This window comes from Sphingomicrobium marinum (genome assembly GCF_026157105.1).
GTDB classification, from domain to species: Bacteria; Pseudomonadota; Alphaproteobacteria; order Sphingomonadales; family Sphingomonadaceae; genus Sphingomicrobium; species Sphingomicrobium marinum.
In genome coordinates this window covers 1,398,973-1,415,709 of the sequence record NZ_JANPVQ010000001.1, presented here as the reverse complement: position 1 = coordinate 1,415,709, position 16,737 = coordinate 1,398,973, and the positions used below count along the sequence as shown (strand labels likewise).

Annotated in this window: 19 protein-coding genes; 10 read left to right on the top strand and 9 right to left on the bottom strand. The window is 61.9% G+C overall.

Annotated elements, in window-relative coordinates; translation table 11 throughout:
* Nucleotide 1: 1 nt before the first annotated feature.
* From ntrX to dusB, 3 genes are all read right to left on the bottom strand, one after another.
* A complete protein-coding gene (gene ntrX, locus NUX07_RS07090) occupies nt 2-1,384 on the bottom strand; it encodes a nitrogen assimilation response regulator NtrX (RefSeq protein ID WP_265529876.1) in 1,383 nt (460 codons plus the stop codon).
* Nucleotides 1,381-3,606: a sensor histidine kinase NtrY-like gene (locus NUX07_RS07085; RefSeq protein ID WP_265529875.1), complete on the bottom strand. Its 2,226-nt coding sequence runs from the start codon at nt 3,604-3,606 to the stop codon at nt 1,381-1,383. Before NUX07_RS07085 ends, ntrX begins: the two co-directional genes overlap by 4 nt.
* A 93-nt stretch (nt 3,607-3,699) precedes the next feature.
* Nucleotides 3,700-4,698: a tRNA dihydrouridine synthase DusB gene (dusB, locus tag NUX07_RS07080; RefSeq protein ID WP_265529874.1), complete on the bottom strand. Its 999-nt coding sequence runs from the start codon at nt 4,696-4,698 to the stop codon at nt 3,700-3,702.
* Between the two features lie 64 nt (nt 4,699-4,762).
* On the opposite strand from dusB, the gene NUX07_RS07075 reads away from it, so the two are divergent.
* Together NUX07_RS07075 and NUX07_RS07070 are read left to right on the top strand one after the other, a co-directional pair.
* Entirely contained in the window at nt 4,763-5,893 is a 1,131-nt protein-coding gene (locus tag NUX07_RS07075; protein WP_265529873.1) for a bifunctional 2-C-methyl-D-erythritol 4-phosphate cytidylyltransferase/2-C-methyl-D-erythritol 2,4-cyclodiphosphate synthase, read from the top strand.
* The gene (locus tag NUX07_RS07070; protein ID WP_265529872.1) at nt 5,890-6,387 is read left to right on the top strand and encodes a CinA family protein; all 498 of its coding nucleotides are present in this window, start codon (nt 5,890-5,892) and stop codon (nt 6,385-6,387) included. Before NUX07_RS07075 ends, NUX07_RS07070 begins: the two co-directional genes overlap by 4 nt.
* On the opposite strand, the gene NUX07_RS07065 is transcribed toward NUX07_RS07070, so the two are convergent.
* Both NUX07_RS07065 and lipA read right to left on the bottom strand, forming a co-directional pair.
* A complete protein-coding gene (locus tag NUX07_RS07065; RefSeq protein ID WP_265529871.1) occupies nt 6,348-6,806 on the bottom strand; it encodes a type II toxin-antitoxin system RatA family toxin in 459 nt (152 codons plus the stop codon). The two genes, NUX07_RS07070 and NUX07_RS07065, sit on opposite strands and share 40 nt — an antisense overlap.
* Nucleotides 6,793-7,707, bottom strand: a complete 915-nt coding sequence (gene lipA / locus NUX07_RS07060) for a lipoyl synthase (RefSeq protein WP_265529870.1) — start codon at nt 7,705-7,707, stop codon at nt 6,793-6,795. Before lipA ends, NUX07_RS07065 begins: the two co-directional genes overlap by 14 nt.
* A gap of 58 nt (nt 7,708-7,765) precedes the next feature.
* Here lipA and NUX07_RS07055 point away from each other — a divergent pair, with 58 nt between their 5' ends.
* On the top strand, nt 7,766-8,386 hold the full coding sequence (locus NUX07_RS07055) for a carbonic anhydrase (protein WP_265529869.1): 621 nt from the start codon (nt 7,766-7,768) through the stop codon (nt 8,384-8,386).
* Here NUX07_RS07055 and NUX07_RS07050 read toward each other — a convergent pair.
* Nucleotides 8,383-8,715, bottom strand: a complete 333-nt coding sequence (locus NUX07_RS07050; RefSeq protein ID WP_265529868.1) for a YMGG-like glycine zipper-containing protein — start codon at nt 8,713-8,715, stop codon at nt 8,383-8,385. The genes NUX07_RS07055 and NUX07_RS07050 overlap by 4 nt on opposite strands.
* Nucleotides 8,716-8,818: 103 nt before the next feature.
* Here NUX07_RS07050 and NUX07_RS07045 point away from each other — a divergent pair, with 103 nt between their 5' ends.
* The 7 genes from NUX07_RS07045 to NUX07_RS07015 all read left to right on the top strand — a co-directional run bounded on the left by NUX07_RS07045 (nt 8,819) and on the right by NUX07_RS07015 (nt 12,921).
* A complete protein-coding gene (locus NUX07_RS07045) occupies nt 8,819-9,550 on the top strand; it encodes an NYN domain-containing protein (protein ID WP_265529867.1) in 732 nt (243 codons plus the stop codon).
* Nucleotides 9,551-9,606: 56 nt separating this feature from the next.
* The gene (locus NUX07_RS07040) at nt 9,607-10,134 is read left to right on the top strand and encodes a pyridoxamine 5'-phosphate oxidase family protein (RefSeq protein ID WP_265529866.1); all 528 of its coding nucleotides are present in this window, start codon (nt 9,607-9,609) and stop codon (nt 10,132-10,134) included.
* Nucleotides 10,135-10,136: 2 nt separating this feature from the next.
* Complete coding sequence (locus NUX07_RS07035) at nt 10,137-10,382, top strand: hypothetical protein (RefSeq protein ID WP_265529865.1); 246 nt, start codon at nt 10,137-10,139, stop codon at nt 10,380-10,382.
* Nucleotides 10,383-10,557: 175 nt separating this feature from the next.
* Nucleotides 10,558-11,157, top strand: a complete 600-nt coding sequence (locus NUX07_RS07030; RefSeq protein WP_265529864.1) for a hypothetical protein — start codon at nt 10,558-10,560, stop codon at nt 11,155-11,157.
* Nucleotides 11,158-11,248: 91 nt separating this feature from the next.
* The gene (locus tag NUX07_RS07025) at nt 11,249-11,872 is read left to right on the top strand and encodes a hypothetical protein (RefSeq protein WP_265529863.1); all 624 of its coding nucleotides are present in this window, start codon (nt 11,249-11,251) and stop codon (nt 11,870-11,872) included.
* 40 nt (nt 11,873-11,912) lie between these two features.
* A complete protein-coding gene (locus NUX07_RS07020) occupies nt 11,913-12,497 on the top strand; it encodes a PNPOx family protein (RefSeq protein WP_265529862.1) in 585 nt (194 codons plus the stop codon).
* Between the two features lie 61 nt (nt 12,498-12,558).
* Complete coding sequence (locus NUX07_RS07015; protein WP_265529861.1) at nt 12,559-12,921, top strand: DUF2200 domain-containing protein; 363 nt, start codon at nt 12,559-12,561, stop codon at nt 12,919-12,921.
* A gap of 20 nt (nt 12,922-12,941) precedes the next feature.
* On the opposite strand, the gene ettA is transcribed toward NUX07_RS07015, so the two are convergent.
* The 3 genes from ettA to NUX07_RS07000 all read right to left on the bottom strand — a co-directional run bounded on the left by ettA (nt 12,942) and on the right by NUX07_RS07000 (nt 16,736).
* A complete protein-coding gene (ettA, locus tag NUX07_RS07010; RefSeq protein ID WP_265529860.1) occupies nt 12,942-14,621 on the bottom strand; it encodes an energy-dependent translational throttle protein EttA in 1,680 nt (559 codons plus the stop codon).
* Between the two features lie 90 nt (nt 14,622-14,711).
* Nucleotides 14,712-16,346 carry a long-chain fatty acid--CoA ligase gene (locus NUX07_RS07005; RefSeq protein WP_265529859.1) on the bottom strand — a complete coding sequence of 545 codons (1,635 nt, stop codon included), beginning with the start codon at nt 16,344-16,346 and terminating at the stop codon, nt 14,712-14,714.
* Nucleotides 16,347-16,409: 63 nt separating this feature from the next.
* On the bottom strand, nt 16,410-16,736 hold the full coding sequence (locus NUX07_RS07000; protein WP_265529858.1) for a YbaB/EbfC family nucleoid-associated protein: 327 nt from the start codon (nt 16,734-16,736) through the stop codon (nt 16,410-16,412).
* Between the last annotated feature and the right edge of the window lies 1 nt (nt 16,737).

Here is a 16,737-nt window from a genome sequence, read left to right as displayed (position 1 = left end):
CTTACTTGTCTCCGCGCTTGTCCTGGATACCCAGCGCCTTCAATTTGCGATGCAGCGCCGACCGCTCCATCCCGATAAAGGCTGCCGTGCGGGAGATATTGCCAGAAAAACGACGAATCTGAATGCGCAAATATTCACGCTCGAAATTTTCGCGGGCTTCGCGCAGCGGCGAGCCCATGATCGCGACCGAACTGGTCACCGTGATGCCACCGCTAGCCTTGCCGTCGGTGACCTCGGCGGGAAGCAGGTCGACGTCGATACACTCGGCGCGATCGCCCGGCATCATGATCATGGTGCGTTCCATGATGTTGCGAAGCTGGCGTACGTTTCCGGGCCAATCGTGCGCTTGTAGTGCGGCCAGCGCTTCATCCGACACACGGGGCGGCTTGATGCGCCGCTCGGCAGCAAAGCGTGCAAGGAAATGCTCGACCAGGACCGGAATGTCTTCGCGGCGTTCGTTCAATGGCGGGATGCGCACGGGCACCACGTTGAGGCGATAGAAAAGGTCTTCGCGGAATTTCCCGGCGTCGATCTCAGCCTGCAGGTCCTTGGCGGTCGCCGACAAGACGCGCACATCGACCTTCACGGGGCGCTGCCCCCCTACCCGCGTATAGCTCTGGTCGGTCAGCACCCGCAGGATCTTGGCCTGCGTGGTGGCCGGCATATCGGCGATCTCGTCGAGGAATAGCGTGCCGCCGTGCGCCTGTTCGAGCAGTCCGGGTGTCGAGACGCCGTCTTTCTCGGTGCCGAAAAGCTCTTCTTCGACGCGGTCCGGATCCATCATGGCGGACGAGACCGAAATGAATGGCGCCGCTGCGCGCGTGCTCCATTGGTGGATCGTGCGCGCCGCGATCTCCTTGCCCACGCCTGCAGGCCCGGTGATGAGCACGCGGCTGCCGGTGGGTGCGACGCGCTTCAGCGTAGCGCGTACGGCATTGAGCGAGGCCGAGGAACCGTTGAGCTGGTCTTCCTGCCCGGCCTGCGCGCGTAATTCTTCATTCTCGCGGCGCAGGCGCTGCGTTTCGGTCGCGCGTTCGACGAGGTGGAGCAGCTTTTCGGCTTCGAAGGGCTTTTCGATGAAGTCGACCGCGCCGGCCTTCACCGCGGCCACCGCCGTATCGAGATTTCCGTGCCCCGAAATCATGATGCAGGGCAGCGTTTTGTCGCGGCGCTTGATTTCCTCGAGCAATTGCAGGCCATCGAGCTTCGATCCCTGCAGCCAGACGTCGAGCAAGGCGAGCTGCGGGCGGCGATCCTCGATCGCGTCGAGCGCTTCGGTGGAATTGCCCGCGGTGCGGACTTGGTAGCCCTCGTCCTCCAGCACACCGGAGACCAGTTCGCGAATATCGGCTTCGTCGTCGACGACCAGCACTTCTAGGCTCATTCTTCACCCTCATCATATTCGCCGTCCTCACCGCTCTTCTCGAGCGGCTCGCCGGCTTCTCCGCTGGCTTTTTCGGCCAGCCGATCGGTGTGGAAGAGGATGCGGACATGCGTCCCTCCCCCGTCGCGGTCGAGGAAGGCGATCTCGCCTTCATGTTCCTCGACGATTTTCTTAACGATCGCGAGGCCAAGGCCGGTGCCGCGCACCCGCGTCGTCATATAGGGTTCGGTCAATCGTTCGCGGTCTTCGGGAAGCCCGACGCCGGTATCCATGATATCAATGCGCAGCTCGCTCGACCCTTCCGTCATCGTCAGGTCAACGCGGTCGCCGTCCGGATGGTCGCCGCCGGTTTTCCGCCTGCTTTCAATAGCCTCGACCGCGTTCTTGACGATGTTTGTCAGCGCCTGCGCGAGCTGGCGACGGTCGCAAACCATGCGGATATCGGCGGACGGCGGGTCCATCGAGAAGGCTACGCCGGGATGCGCGACCTCGTGCAGGAACAGCGCGGCGCGCGCGATGTCGTGGACATTCTCGTCGCGGAATGTCGGTTTGGGCATCCGTGCGAAATTGGAGAATTCGTCGACCATGCGGCGCAAGTCGCCGACCTGTCGCACGATGGTATCGGTCAGGCGCCCGAACGTGTCGTCCTTGATCTCGTCGCCATATTTTCGCTGGAGGCGCTCGGCGGCGAGCTGGATGGGCGTGAGCGGGTTCTTGATCTCGTGCGCGATACGCCGCGCGATATCGGACCAGGCGGCGCGCCGCTGGTCCGATAGCTGGTCGGTAATGTCGTCAAAGGTGAGAACCGCGCCGTCATCATAACGCACTCGCTTGACCGCGAGCGTGCGCGGGCCGGTGTCGGCCATGATTGTGGCCGTGGCTTCCTGCGTCTCCCCTCTCATGAACTCGCTCAGTTCGGGGGAAACCTCGTGAAGATAGCGGCCTTCCAATCCTTCATCGCCAAGCAGCATCGCGGCCGAACGATTGGTCAGCAGGATATGATCCTGGTCATCGAGCGCGATGACGCCGGCGGTCACCGAAGACAACACGGCCTCCATGAAAGCGCGGCGCAGGTCGAGTTGCTCGTTCGCGGTCAGCAAGGCGCCCGTCTGGTCCTCGATGCGCGAGGTCATGCGGTTGAAGGCAGTGGCCAACTTAGCGACTTCGTCGCCCGAATTGAGTTCGGGAACGCGGGTACCGAAGTCCCCCTCTTCGACGCGACCAGCTGCGGTAACGAGCTGTCCAATGGGGCGCGCCAGTCGGTCGGCTAGCGCTAGCGCGGCAAGGATTGCCAGTCCCACAATGATGATAGCGCCCAACAGCAAGGCTGCATTGAATCGCAGCTGGTTGGTCCGCGACTTGGCAAGCAAATCATTATAGGCATCGACGATATTGTCAGCGCGGCCGACTTGTCCGGTTATGGAACTGTCCGGGTAGCGAATGGCGAGGAGATAGCCGTCCTCGCTTTGCGGAAGCTTGGTCAAGACCGCTATACGGTCGGGAAACTCGACCGATACGCCGTCGCCATCCTCGAGTTGCGCCAGTTCTTCCACCCGCGGAAGGATGGTGGTCTTGTCGTCGATCCCTTCGAAGCCATTCACGACACCGATCGCTTGAACTGTCTGTTCCTGGGCATCGATCGACAATACGGCAGCCTCGTTGAGGCTACGAAGATACGCCTGGTACGCGACGAAATCGCCAAAGTCCGGACTGTCGACGCCCTCGGTCTGCACGAAGTTCGAGATGTCGCCGGCCATTGCCGCCGCTTCGTCGGTGACATCGACAAATTCGTTCTCGTATATCGCGTCAGCGGCCTCGACCGCTTGCGTCACGAGGTTTTCCGCCCTGTCGGATGACCAGAATTCGAGCCCTGACTGGATGAGCAGCGACGCAAATATCGCGACGACAACGGTTGGAACAGCAGCGATGATGGAAAAGATGGCAACCAACCGCGTATGCAGCCTGCCGGATCCAAGCCCTTGCTTCGCGCTGCGCCGGTAGGCGACTTTACGCGAAATGAGGACCATCAGGACGATCGCAGGCACCAGCGTGGCAACCATCAGTGTGGCAATAATCGGCGGCGACAGAAGGCCTGCACCATTATGCTCGTGCAGCATGAGATCACCCGAGTAGACGAGCATCGCCACCAGGATCACCGCCGACGCCACCATCGCGATATCGAGCCAGCGGTTATAGCGCGGCCGCTCGTCGATGTGGGTCACAGAATCAGTGCGGGGGGCGTCCATATACCTTCCGCACTAGCACGGAAGTGTTGCCCGTAAAACACAGTGTGTGATCGCGCCTATCGAGGGCGTTCAGGCCGCTTCCTGCTCGGCTTGCGGAAGATAGAATTCGCGCAGCATCGCCTTGACCACTCCAGGATCTTCTTCCTGGTTCACCTTCTGGCGAAATTCGGCCGAGCCGGTCATGCCCTTGGTGTACCAGCCGATATGCTTGCGCGCGCAGTGTGTGCCGACGCGCGGGCCGTACAGGGCCTGCATGTCGTCATATTGCTCAAGGATCGTTTCGAGCTGTTTTTCGCGGCTCGGATCGGGCTTGGGCTCCTCGCCGCGCAAATTGGCGATGACCTGGCCAAGCAGCCACGGCTTGCCGTAGGCGCCGCGCCCGATCATCACGCCGTCGGCGTTCGATTGCTTGAGCGCCTCGCGCGCTTCAGGAATCGAATTGATGTCGCCATTGGCGATTACCGGCAGGCTGGTCGCTTCCTTCACCTTGGCGATAAAGGCCCAGTCGGCGGTGCCCTTGTACAGCTGGCAGCGGGTGCGACCGTGGACGGTGATCATCTGCACACCAAGGTCTTCGGCGATCTTGGCCAGTTCGGGGGCGTTGAGGCTGTCATGATCCCATCCCATACGCATCTTCAACGTCACCGGAACGCTGACCGCCTTGACTGTCGCATCGATCAGGCGACCGGCGAGATCGAGATCGCGCATCAGGTGCGATCCGGCAAAGCCGTTGACGACTTTCTTGACTGGGCAACCCATGTTGATGTCGATGATCGCGGCGCCCTTGTCCTCGTTCAATTTGGCGGCCTCGGCCATGCGCTCAGGCTCGCAGCCGGCGAGCTGGAGCGACACGGGCTCTTCCGAAGGATCCCACGTCGCTTTCTGCAGCGACTGGCGCGTTTCGCGGATCATCGCTTCGGACGCGATCATTTCGGATACGGTCAGCCCGCAACCGAAGCGCTTCACCATCTTGCGAAACGGCACGTCGGTAACCCCCGTCATCGGCGCAAGGATGACAGGGTCGTCGATCCTGATCGGACCGATGTTGATGGGCTTCAGCGATGCCATGGTGGCGGCCCTTTAGCGCCTAGCCCCTTGAGGAGCAAGGATTTGCCCGCCATAGCGCGATCCGATGGAATTCTCCGCACTCATTGTTGCCGCCGGTAGCGGCAGTCGCATGGGAAGTGATGTCCCCAAGCAATTCCAGATGCTTGGCGGCAAGGAGGTGCTGGTGCACGCGGTTGATGCCCTCCTCCCCCATCCCGCGATCGAGGCGGTTCATGTCGTAATCGCGGCCGATCAGGAAGATACGGCGCGGGCCGTCCTTGGCGATAAGGCGGTCAATCTGGTCATCGGCGGCGCAACGCGCTCCGATAGCGTGCGCAACGGCCTCGCCGCGGTGAAGACGAGCCACGTGCTGATCCACGACGCTGCGCGACCTTTCTGTCCCGAAGCGGTGATCGATCGGCTCGTTGCTGCAATGGAGACGCACGATGCGGCGACGCCGATGCTGCGCTCGGTCGATACGCTCGCCCGGCCCAGTGGCGAAACGCTTGGCGACGCGGTGGACCGTGACACGGTTGTGCGTATCCAGACACCGCAAGCCTTTCGTAGCGATGTCATCCGCAAGGCCTATGACGGCTATGACGGTGCCCCCACCGACGAAGCGCGCGTTGCCGCCGCCGCCGGCATCGATGTAGCGCTGGTCGAAGGAGACGAGATGCTCGACAAGATCACGACCCCTGGCGACTTTTCGCGCGCCGAAGCGATTGCGGGGCAGGTTCTGATACCGCGCACCGGCATGGGCTTCGATGTCCACCAGTTTGCGGGTGATGGTCCGGTGATGCTTGGCGGCATCGCGGTGCCGTACGAAAAAGGCCTGTCGGGCCATAGCGATGCCGACGTCCTGCTCCATGCCATCACCGACGCGCTACTGGGGGCCGTCAGCCTTGGCGATATCGGTCTTCACTTTCCGCCTTCGGACCCCAAATGGAAAGGTGCTGACAGCGAGCAATTCCTCGCCCACGCCGCCAATCTGGTGCGCGACATGGGCGCGATCATCGACAGCGTGGACGCGACGCTGATTTGCGAGGCCCCAAAGGTCGGCCCGCACCGCACTGCGATGCAGGAAAATATCGCCCGCATTCTCGGCCTTGTGCCGGGCCGGGTCAGTGTGAAGGCCACGACTACCGAAAAGCTCGGCTTCACCGGTAGGGGCGAAGGGATCGCCTGCCAGGCCGTCGCCAATGTGAGGATGAAATGATGGATACGCTGCTTCCCGAAGAACTGGTCGAGAAAGCTCGCGACATTATCGAGAAAAATCGCGATGCGCGTCGCCGTATCGCGCTCGCCGAAAGCTGCACCGGCGGTCTCGTCGGCGCTGCGCTGACCGAGATCCCGGGCTCATCCGATGTGTTCATCGGCAGCCTCGTCACCTACGCCAATAGTGCCAAGCATGTGCAGCTCAGCGTGCCCACCGAAACGCTCGATCGCTGCGGTGCGGTGAGCGCCGAAACCGCAAAGGCCATGGCGCGCGGTGCGCTGCGCATTTCAGGTGCCGACGTGGTTGTATCGATCACCGGTGTTGCCGGTCCGGACGGTGGCAGTGAAGAAAAGCCCGTGGGCACGGTTATCTTCGCGCGCGCAACGCGCGGCGAACAGAAAGTCTTGGTTGCTGAAGAAGCGTTCGCCAATACCGGCCGCGGCGGCGTGCGCCTTCAGGCGGCGCTGGCGGCCTTGTCGTTGCTCGAACCATAGAGCGCAGCCGCCCGGTCCTCGAACGCTTGCGTCATCCGGCGCAGCGCGCGGTCGAACATCTGTCCGGCGAGGCTTTCGAAGATCCGGTTCTTGAACGCGAAGTCCACTTCGAAACAAAGATCGGTACCGCCCTCGGCCGGTTTGAATGTCCAGACATTATGCAGATATTTCAGCGGGCCTTCGACATAGTCGACGGTAACGCGGTCCGGGCGCTCTTTTTGCACCCGGCTGGTGAAGCGCTCCTTGAAGGCCTTGAAGCCGACGATGAGGTCGGCGACCATCTCCTCCTCGCTGTTGGAGCGCACGCGCACCGCGCTGACCCACGGCAGGAATTCGTCATAGCGACCGACATCCGCCACCAGGTCGAACAATTGTTCGGGCGTGTATGGGAGAAACCGGGTTTCGCTATGCCTTGGCATGTTTGGCTTCGCGTGCCTTCTGCATCTTCGCGAAATCGTCGCCGGCATGATAGCTCGAGCGTGTCAGCGGGCTCGCCGCCACCAAGAGGAAACCCTTGGCGCGCGCGATCGTCGCGTAGGCGTCGAACGTCTGCGGCGTCACGAATTCTTCGACATTGGCGTGCTTGGGCGTCGGCTGGAGATATTGGCCCATCGTCAGGAAGTCGATGTCGGCCGAGCGCATGTCATCCATCACCTGGTGAACTTCGAGCCGCTGTTCGCCCAGCCCGACCATGATACCCGACTTGGTGAAGATGGTCGGATCGAGTTTCTTCACCGTTTCCAGCAGCCGGATCGAAGCATAATAGCGCGCGCCCGGACGGATCGTGGGATAGAGCCGCGGCACCGTTTCGAGATTGTGATTGAACACGTCAGGCTTGGCATCGACGATGCGCTCGATCGCCTGTTCGTGCTTGCCGCGAAAATCGGGTGTCAGGATCTCGATCGTCGTCTTGGGCGTGCGTCTGCGCAGCGCCTCGATCACCTTGACGAACTGCCCTGCCCCGCCATCGGGAAGATCATCGCGATCGACCGAGGTGATGACGATATGGTTGAGCCCCGTTTCCGCCGCCATGGTGGCGACATTTTCGGGCTCCATCGGGTCGACGATGCGCGGCATCCCGGTCTTGACGTTACAAAACGCACAAGCGCGCGTGCAGGTGTCGCCAAGGATCATCACCGTCGCGTGCTTCTTGGTCCAGCATTCGCCGATATTGGGGCAAGCGGCTTCTTCGCAGACGGTCGTGAGGTTGAGCCCGCGCATCAGCTTGCGAGTCTCGTTATAGCCCTCGCTGACGGGCGCCTTGACCCGAATCCAGTCGGGCTTGCGCTTGCGGGACTGAGGATTGAGCGGCGCGTTCATGAGGGCGACTTAGCGATGCCCCTTGCACACCACAAGGGTGTGCGGCATTTGGAGCGCCATGAACGGATTTACGACGCTGCTTGACGGCTACCATCGCTTTCGTCGCAACGATTATCAGCGCCAGCGTGCGCGCTGGTCCGAATTGGCAGAGGGACAGGCTCCGCCGGTGATGATCATCAGCTGTTGCGACAGTCGGGTCGATCCAGCGACGATCTTCGATATCGAGCCGGGGCAGGCCTTCGTTCTTCGCAACGTTGCCAACCTTGTTCCCCCCTACCAGCCTGACGGCGGGCTCCATGGCGTTTCATCGGCGATCGAATTTGCCGTCACAGGCCTGAAGGTTCAGCACATCGTGATCATGGGTCATGCCAGTTGCGGCGGCATTGCCGCAGCTCTTGCTGGCGGCGATCAAGGCGAAGAGGGCGAAAGCTTTGTCGATAGCTGGATCAAGCTCATCAAGGAGCCGCGCGATGCGGTCGTCGATAGTGACTGCGAGGACAAGCAGACCGCGCTGGAGCAGGCGGCGATCGTTCACAGCCTCGCAAACCTGCGCACCTTTCCTAACGTAAGGGAAGGCGAAGCCGCGGGAACGCTCACGCTCCACGGCTGCCATTTCGGCATCGCAAAAGGACTGCTCACCATCCTCGACGAAGAAAGCGGCGAGTTCAGACCCGACTAGCAGCGCGCGTCGTAGTCGTAGACCGGATAGCCATCCTCATCGACATAGTAGCAATCGCCATAGCTATCGCGGCGGTAGCGGCGGCGTTCCGCCACACCGCCTGCGACGGCGCCTACCGCAGCGCCCGCAATCGCACCTTCGGTGGTTGAAATGCCATCGACGACCGAACCGACGACAGCGCCTGCAACTGCGCCAATCACCGCGCCCTCGACGGCACCATTGCCCGAGCGGCGATCGTCATAGCGATCATAGCCGTAGCCATAATCGTTGGTGGCGCACGCACCGAGACCGAGACTGGCAGTTGCGACCAGCAAGAGTGGTTTCTTCATCAGTAGCTCCATCTTTCAATGGCGCCGCGAATGAACCTTCGCACACGCCGCTTTGCTTCAGCACTCGATGCGCTATGGTTCTCACAAAGGATTTGAACCTGACATGACTGACCGTAACGATCCTCCTGAACGCGAGCTCAATATCGCCTTGCTGATCGATGCCGATAACGCTTCGCCCGACCATCTCGACGAGGTGCTGACAGTGCTTGCCGAGTTGGGCGAGATCAATATTCGCCGCATCTACGGCAACTGGTCTAAGACGCAGCTGAAGAATTGGGGCACGCTGACGGGCCGCCACTCGCTGGTGCCGGTGCAGCAGTTCGATATCACGAAGGGCAAGTCGGCGACCGATATGCGCATGGTGATCGACGCCATGGACCTGCTCTACCGCGGCAATGTCGAGGGCTTTGGCATCATGAGCTCGGACAGCGACTTCCTGCCCCTCGCCCAGCGCATCCGCGAAGACGGGCTTCCGGTCTATGGCTTTGGCCAGGACAAGACGCCCGTTGGTTTCCGCCAGGCCTGCACGCGCTTCTTCGACGTCGACAAGCTGGGCAACGGCAAAGGCAACGGGGGAAGCGACAAAGGCAAGAATGCCGGGCCCCGGGTCGATGAAGAATTGACCGAATTGCTAGGCAATGCGTGGAAGGCCTCCAAGCGCGATGAAGAAGGCTATGCCGCTTTGTCGGAAATCGGCCAACGCGCCAAGGCGGTGTCGAGCTTCGCGGTGCGCAATTACGGCTATACGCGCTTGTCCGATCTCGTCAGCGAGCTTGACAATTTCGACGTCAAAAAGGGCGACGACAATCGCTTGATCGTGAAGCGACTGCGGTAGGCCGAGGGTCTAATCGGTCGCCAATACGTTGATCTCCTGAAGAAAAAGGAGATTTTATGTTTTTCCAGGACGAAAAAACGGACGCCGAAGTGCGCGCCGACCTCGAAGAGAAGCTGTGGGACGGGCTCGCTTCGAAAAGCCCCTTCGTGATGCTCGGCCTCAACGGCGTAGAGGACAGCCGGACGCGTCCGATGACTGCCCAGATTGACGAAGTGGATGGCAACAAGATCATCTACTTCTTTGCCGACAAGCGTGAGCATCTCGTCAAAGGCCTGTCCGAAACGTCGGATGCCGTGGCGACCTTTGTCTCGAAGGGTCACGACCTTTTCGCGCATATTCACGGCAACCTTGTGATCGATAATGACCGCGCAGTGATCGACCGCCTTTGGAATCCGATGATCGCGCCCTGGTACGAAGGCAACAAGGACAACCCCAATCTCGTCCTGCTGCGCTTTGATACGGGGATCGCCAATGTCTGGCTCAACGAAGGTCCGGAGCACCTGGTCAAGGCGGCGCTCGAGGCGCTCGGCAAGGATGTCGAAAGGCCCGACTACGACGACAAACGTGCGGACGTGGAGCTTTGATCATGACGAACAACAAGCTCAATCGACGCACTGAAACCGCCAAACGCAATGACGATAGCGATGTGATCGACGACGCGATCGACACGCCGTCGCAGCAGGGTCGCAACCAGGGCAACCTTAACACCGATGTCGGCACGCAGGCCGCAGAAGAACGGGTTTCGGATCCAGATGCGACCGAGGGCGTTACAAAACAGGACATGATCGATCACGGAATGTTTGATTTTTCGGACAAGCGAGGCGATCGTTGACACACTGCTCGGCCGGCCGTCGCTTTTTGTAGCACACACCTTCGGTCGGAATTGATGGGAAAGGGCGCAGCCTTCGGGCTCGCGCCCTTTTTCGTGCCGCTTCCCCGCTTCGTCGAGTTTCAGTTGAAAATGCGGGCACCCACGCCGATATATCTTTTATCGAAAAGGGAGTGGCATGAAGGGTTTTATGTGGATCGCGGCGTGCGGGGCGGCGGCTCTTGTCGGCGGCACCGTGCGACAGGCGCCGGTAATCATGGATGCGTTCGATGAAGTTCGGTCGGAAATCACGATCGAGAATGACGGCGATACCATCCGGATTGGCGGCCGCGATCGCGGCGATTCCGCGTTCGACCGCGCCCAGGCGGAAATCGATGCGGCGCTAGCCGGCGAACGCGTGGCAAGCGACGCAGCATCCTCGCAATTGGAAGCGATCGAGGCGGCTTCGGCGGCTCTGTCGCAGGCCGATGCCGAAGTGCTGGCAATTGCCGACAATGAAGAACTGTCGGCTGACGAGCGCGCAAGCCAACTTTCCGCCGCGTTGGCCAAACGCGAAGAAGCGGTGTCACGGCTGGAGTCGCTGACCGAAGAGAATGCCGACGCCGCGCCGGGCGAACAGGTTTCCGCCGATGTCGCGGGCGCGCTTTCCGAGCTGGCGCGAGTCGCGGAAGAAGCCGGGGACGACGTCTCCGACGAGGAACGCGAGGAAATCCGCGCGGCGGCGCAGGATTTGCGCGATGAAATTCGCGACACCGTGCGCGATGCGGTGCGCAACTAGGTCACCGCGTCCCCGCGCTCCCACACTCCTTTTTCCTTGGCCCGCGCCCGAACTCACTGTATGAGGTGAGTGATACAGTAGAGGGTGTTCCGTGAAGAAACTTGCAGGATTGATCGTCATCCCCGCGGCGGCCTTGGTGATGGTCGGTGGCTGGGCGTTTTGGGTCGAAGCGCTCGGCGAAGGCACCGGCGTCGACGGCGTTATCGAGCATGTCGATGCGCAGGTCGAAAGCGTCGACCGCGCGGTCGAACGCGTCGACCGCACCGTGGATCAGGTCGATCGCCTGGTCGAACAGCGCGTGGCCGCGGTGGACCGCATCGTCGAAGAAAATGATCGCCGCATCGACGCGATCGACCGCGCTGTTTCGCGCAGCATCGACGGCGCCAACCCCGACTTCACGCGCGCGCTCGACCGCCTGCAGGCAAAAGTCGACGCCGGCGAACTGACGCAGCGCGAAGCGGTGCAGCAGGCAGTGCAGGCATCGATGCAGGGCGGCGTGGAAGTGCCGCAATCGATTGCCCGCACCGATGAGGAACTGGCCCGTGCGCAGGCCGAGGCAGCGCAGCAAATCGCCGATACCAAGGCGCAGATCGAAGCGCTGCGGACAAGCGGCGCGATCAGCCAGGAACGCTATTCGCAACTAATCGCGAGAGTTTCGGGGCTGGAGCAACGGCTGCAGGCCGAAGCGCGTGCGCAGGTCGCGCAAGGCGAATAGGCTGTTCGCTTTCCCGGTGCGGTGGTAGGCCCCCTGCCCCATGGATACTCCGCAAACGCTCGGCGACGTGCTGGCCGACATCGATCGCCGCCTCGCCGATGCGGCGTCCTACCGATCCAATCCGATGCATGTGCCGGTGGTGGGAACGGCGGATGGCGACATGCGCATCATGGTGCTGCGCGCCTACGATCCGCAAACGCGGACATGCCGGTTCCATACCGACGCTCGGGCGCCAAAAGTCCGCGCAATCGACGCCGATCCGGCGATGGCGCTGCTCTTCTACGACAAGAAGGAAAAGGTGCAGATCCGCTGCCGCGGCAACGGGCGGATCGAGCGCACCGGCCCGGTCGCCGACGCGGCGTGGGAAGAATCCTCCAACTTCGCCAAGCGTTGCTACCTCGCGCCGCTGGCGCCGAGCGCGCAGGCGGCCGAACCGACGAGCAACCTGCCTGACGACCTCGAAGGCGTCGAACCCGACGCGGCGCGCGTCGCCGAAGGGCGCGAGAACTTCGCGGTGCTGCTGGTCGAACTGACACACATCGACTGGTTCCACCTTGCGCATACGGGGCACCGCCGCGCGGCATTGGCGGCGCCCGATTTCACGGGAAGCTGGATCGCCCCCTAATCGGCTTTGCTTCGGCAACGCGGCGCGGTAGCTTTGTGCAATGCGATAGCGGGAGGGCGGCATGGCGAAGGCGCAGGACGAGCACAAAATCTACTCGATGTCCTTTGGCAGCGTGTATCCGCATTACGTGGCCAAGGCCGAGCGCAAGGGGCGCAGCAAGGCGGAAGTTGACGAGATCATCGCCTGGCTGACAGGCTATGACACCGCGGGGCTGCAGCGCGTGCTCGACGACAAGACCGACTTCCGCACCTTCTTCGCCCAGGCCCCCGCGATGAACCCCGACCGCGCGCTGATCAAGGGCGTGGTGTGCGGGGTGCGGGTCGAAGAAGTCGAAGCCCCGCTAATGCGCGAAATCCGCTACCTCGACAAACTCATCGACGAGCTGGCGAAGGGCAAGGCGATGGAAAAGATTTTGCGGGCCTGAGAAAGCGCCCCAAAGCAATTCTAGCGCGACAGCTTCTTGTAGCTCACCCGGCTCGGCCGATCCGCTGCATCGCCCAGCCTACGGCGCTTGTCCTCTTCATACGCCTCGAAGTTACCCTCGAACCACTCGACATGGCTGTTGCCTTCGAAGGCGAGGATATGCGTCGCGAGGCGGTCGAGGAAGAAGCGGTCGTGCGAGATCACCACGGCGCAGCCGGGGAAGTTTTCGATGGCTTCTTCCAAGGCGCCCAGCGTCTCGACGTCGAGATCGTTGGTTGGTTCGTCCAACAGCAGCACGTTGCCGCCTTGCTTGAGCATCTTGGCCATGTGGACGCGGTTGCGTTCGCCGCCCGATAGCTTGCCGACCTTTTTCTGCTGGTCCTGCCCCTTGAAGTTGAACGCGCCCACATAAGCACGCGTGCTCGTGTCGTGGCCGTTGACCTGCATGTAATCGAGGCCGTCCGAAATTTCTTCCCAGACATTGTTGTCGGGATTGAGATCATCGCGGCTCTGGTCGACATAGCCGAGGCGCACGGTGTCGCCGATGTCGACCGTACCGCTGTCGGGTTCTTCCTTGCCCGTGAGGATGCGGAACAGCGTCGATTTACCTGCGCCGTTAGGGCCGATCACGCCGACGATGCCGCCGGGCGGCAGCGTGAAGCTCAAGTCTTCGAATAACAGCTTGTCGTCATAGGCCTTCGACAGGCCCTCGACCTCGATCACCTTGCCGCCAAGGCGTTCGGGGACCTGGATGACGATCTGCGCCTTGCCGGGCTTGCGCTCCATCTGCTCGTCCTGCAGCTGTTCGAACTTGCGGATACGCGCCTTAGACTTAGTCTGGCGCGCCGCCGGGGTCTGCCGGATCCATTCGAGTTCGCGCTGCAGCGATTTCTGGCGCCCCGATTCCTCGCGCGCTTCCTGTTCGAGGCGCTTGGCCTTCTTTTCGAGATACGTGGAATAGTTGCCCTCGTAGGGGAAATAGCGACCGCGATCGAGCTCGAGGATCCAGCCCACTACGTTGTCGAGGAAGTAGCGATCGTGGGTGATCATCAGGACCGAACCCTCATATTCCTTGAGGTGGTTTTCGAGCCATTCGACGCTTTCGGCATCGAGGTGGTTGGTCGGTTCGTCCAAGAGGAGGATGTCGGGCTTCTGGATCAGCAGTCGGGTCAGCGCGACGCGGCGCTTTTCACCGCCCGACAGGTTGGTGACGGGGCTGTCCGAGGGCGGGCAGCGTAGCGCCTCCATTGCGATTTCGAGCTGGTTGTCGAGCGTCCAGCCGTCGACCGCGTCGATCGCTTCCTGAAGCTCGCCCATTTCGGCCATCAGCGCGTCGAAATCGGCATCTTCGGGCGGGTCGCCCATGAGGGTGGTGATCTCGTTGAAGCGATCGACCTTGTCGGCGATGTCGCGCGCGCCGTCCTTGACGTTCTCGAGCACGGTCTTGCTCTCGTCGAGCTGGGGTTCCTGCGCGAGGTAGCCGACGGTGATGTTTTCGCCCGGCCACGCTTCGCCCTGAAAGTCCTTGTCGATGCCGGCCATGATCTTCATGAGCGTCGATTTACCCGCGCCGTTGGGGCCGACGATGCCGATCTTGGCGCCGCGATAGAATTGCAGGTTGATGTTCGATAGCACCGGCTTCTGGGCACCGGGGAAGGACTTGGTCATGTCCTTCATGACGAAGGCGTACTGTGCGGCCATGGGTCGCGATTCCTTAGACTGGATAGTGGGATTTGCAGGCGAGGTAGCGAAAGGCGTCGGGGATTTCCAGCACTACGTCCGCAGCGACGATCAGTCGCGCCCCGCCATTGCTTCCACGCCTTCGAAACTATAGTCGCCAAATTGTTCGCGTAGCGTCTTTTTCGATAGCTTGCCGGTCGCCGTGTGGGGAAGTTCGTCGACGAATTCGACCGCGTCGGGCAGCCACCATTTGGCGACCTGGTCCTTGATGCCCTCGATCACTTTATCGCCGTCGACATCGCAGCTGCCGTCCTTGACGCAGATGAGCAACGGGCGCTCGTCCCATTTGGGGTGGAAGATGCCGATGCAGGCGGCCTCGGCAATGCCATCGACGCCGATGGCGGCGTTTTCCAGCTCGATCGACGAAATCCATTCGCCGCCCGACTTGATGACGTCCTTCGATCGATCGGTGATCTGCATCGAGCCATCGGGATGGAGGCAGGCGACGTCGCCCGTGGAGAACCAGCCGTCGTCGGTAAGCGCGCTTTCATCGGCCTTGAAGTAGCGTTCGATCACCCAGGCGCCCTTCACCTGCAGGTCGCCCGACGACTTGCCGTCGCGGGGCAGCGTATTGCCCTCATCATCGATGATGCGCATCTCGATGCCGAAGGGTACGCGGCCTTGGCGGGCGGTATATTCGATCTGCCCTTCATCGGACATGTCTTCCCAGCCATTGGGCTTGCCCGCGAGGCTGCCGATCGGGCTGAGTTCGGTCATGCCCCAGGCGTGGCCGACCTCGATGCCGCGGTCGCGGAACCACTTGATCATGGCGCGCGGTGCGGCCGAACCGCCGATGGTCACGGTATGAAGGGGCCCGAGGTCCGCGCCGGTCTTTTCGATATGCGCGATCACGTCGACCCAGATGGTCGGGACACCGGCGCTATGCGTGACTTTTTCTTCGCGGAACAGGTCGACCATGCGCTCGGCGGTATAATCGGCAGAGAGCACCATCTTGCAGCCGACCAGCGGCGCGGCCCAGGGCAGGCCCCAGGCGTTGGCGTGGAACATCGGCACGATGGGAAGCGCGCAGTCGCGATTGCCGAGGTTAAAACAGTCGGGCTGTATCTCCGCGAGCGCGTGCAGGATCATCGAGCGGTGCTCGTAAATGACACCCTTGGGATTGCCCGTGGTGCCCGACGTGTAGCACAGCCCGATGGGATCGCGCTCGTCCGCTTCGGTCCACTGGAAGTCGCCGTCATGCGGCGCGATCCAGTCTTCGAAACCCTGGCCCCCGTCCCAGCCTTCGGGCGGGTCAAAACAGATATAGGTGTCGATGGTTTTCCACTGGCCCTTCATGGCATCGACCAGCGGCTTCATCATCGCATCGTAGAGGAGGACTCTGTCTTCCGCGTGGTTGGCGATGTAGGCGAGCTGTTCCGGGAAGAGGCGCGGGTTGATGGTGTGGAGGACCGCGCCCATGCCGATGGCGCCATACCAGGCGATGAGGTGGCGCTCATGGTTCATCGCGAGCGTGGCGACGCGGTCGCCTTTCTTGACTCCTGCAGCGACCAGCGCCTGGCTCATCTGGCGCGCCTTTTGCGCGACCTCGGCCCAGTTGGTGCGACTCGTCGTGCCGTCGGCCCAGGCCGAAACGACTTCGCCATCGGGATGTTCGCGCTCGGCATGGTCGACGAGGCGCATGACGTGCATGGGCCAATCCTGCATGGTGCCTAGGCGAACGGTCATGACGCATCTCTCCCTGCCAACAATTTTGTCAGCATGGCACGCCGCTACGGAATCGCAAGAGTGTTAGAAGGGTGAGCCGGCCTGGCCTGGAACCGGGAAACCGGCCGGCATCGCGCGCTTCATCAGATCGGCCGCAGCCTGGTCGGCCTTGCCCTTGGCGTCGTTAAACGCCGCCGCGATCAGATCCTCGAGCATGCCTTTCTCGTCGACGCTCATCAGGCTGTCGTCGATCGAGATGCCGACGATGCGGCCCTTGGCGGTGGTCTTGATCTTGACGAGACCGCCGCCCGCCACGCCTTCGACTTCGATATTGTCGAGTTCGCCCTGCGCCTTGGCGAGGTCCTGCTGCGCCTGCTGGGCCATTTTGAGAATGTCGTTCATATCGGGCATG

Excerpts from the sequence above, each read along its gene's own strand:
- ntrX (WP_265529876.1), bottom strand. The coding sequence starts at position 1,384 with ATGAGCCTAGAAGTGCTGGTCGTCGACGACGAAGCCGATATTCGCGAA.
- dusB (WP_265529874.1), bottom strand. The coding sequence starts at position 4,698 with ATGGCATCGCTGAAGCCCATCAACATCGGTCCGATCAGGATCGACGAC.
- NUX07_RS07075 (WP_265529873.1), top strand. The coding sequence starts at position 4,763 with ATGGAATTCTCCGCACTCATTGTTGCCGCCGGTAGCGGCAGTCGCATG.
- NUX07_RS07070 (WP_265529872.1), top strand. The coding sequence starts at position 5,890 with ATGATGGATACGCTGCTTCCCGAAGAACTGGTCGAGAAAGCTCGCGAC.
- NUX07_RS07065 (WP_265529871.1), bottom strand. The coding sequence starts at position 6,806 with ATGCCAAGGCATAGCGAAACCCGGTTTCTCCCATACACGCCCGAACAA.
- lipA (WP_265529870.1), bottom strand. The coding sequence starts at position 7,707 with ATGAACGCGCCGCTCAATCCTCAGTCCCGCAAGCGCAAGCCCGACTGG.
- NUX07_RS07055 (WP_265529869.1), top strand. The coding sequence starts at position 7,766 with ATGAACGGATTTACGACGCTGCTTGACGGCTACCATCGCTTTCGTCGC.
- NUX07_RS07050 (WP_265529868.1), bottom strand. The coding sequence starts at position 8,715 with ATGAAGAAACCACTCTTGCTGGTCGCAACTGCCAGTCTCGGTCTCGGT.
- NUX07_RS07045 (WP_265529867.1), top strand. The coding sequence starts at position 8,819 with ATGACTGACCGTAACGATCCTCCTGAACGCGAGCTCAATATCGCCTTG.
- NUX07_RS07040 (WP_265529866.1), top strand. The coding sequence starts at position 9,607 with ATGTTTTTCCAGGACGAAAAAACGGACGCCGAAGTGCGCGCCGACCTC.
- NUX07_RS07035 (WP_265529865.1), top strand. The coding sequence starts at position 10,137 with ATGACGAACAACAAGCTCAATCGACGCACTGAAACCGCCAAACGCAAT.
- NUX07_RS07030 (WP_265529864.1), top strand. The coding sequence starts at position 10,558 with ATGAAGGGTTTTATGTGGATCGCGGCGTGCGGGGCGGCGGCTCTTGTC.
- NUX07_RS07020 (WP_265529862.1), top strand. The coding sequence starts at position 11,913 with ATGGATACTCCGCAAACGCTCGGCGACGTGCTGGCCGACATCGATCGC.
- NUX07_RS07015 (WP_265529861.1), top strand. The coding sequence starts at position 12,559 with ATGGCGAAGGCGCAGGACGAGCACAAAATCTACTCGATGTCCTTTGGC.
- ettA (WP_265529860.1), bottom strand. The coding sequence starts at position 14,621 with ATGGCCGCACAGTACGCCTTCGTCATGAAGGACATGACCAAGTCCTTC.
- NUX07_RS07005 (WP_265529859.1), bottom strand. The coding sequence starts at position 16,346 with ATGACCGTTCGCCTAGGCACCATGCAGGATTGGCCCATGCACGTCATG.
- NUX07_RS07000 (WP_265529858.1), bottom strand. The coding sequence starts at position 16,736 with ATGCCCGATATGAACGACATTCTCAAAATGGCCCAGCAGGCGCAGCAG.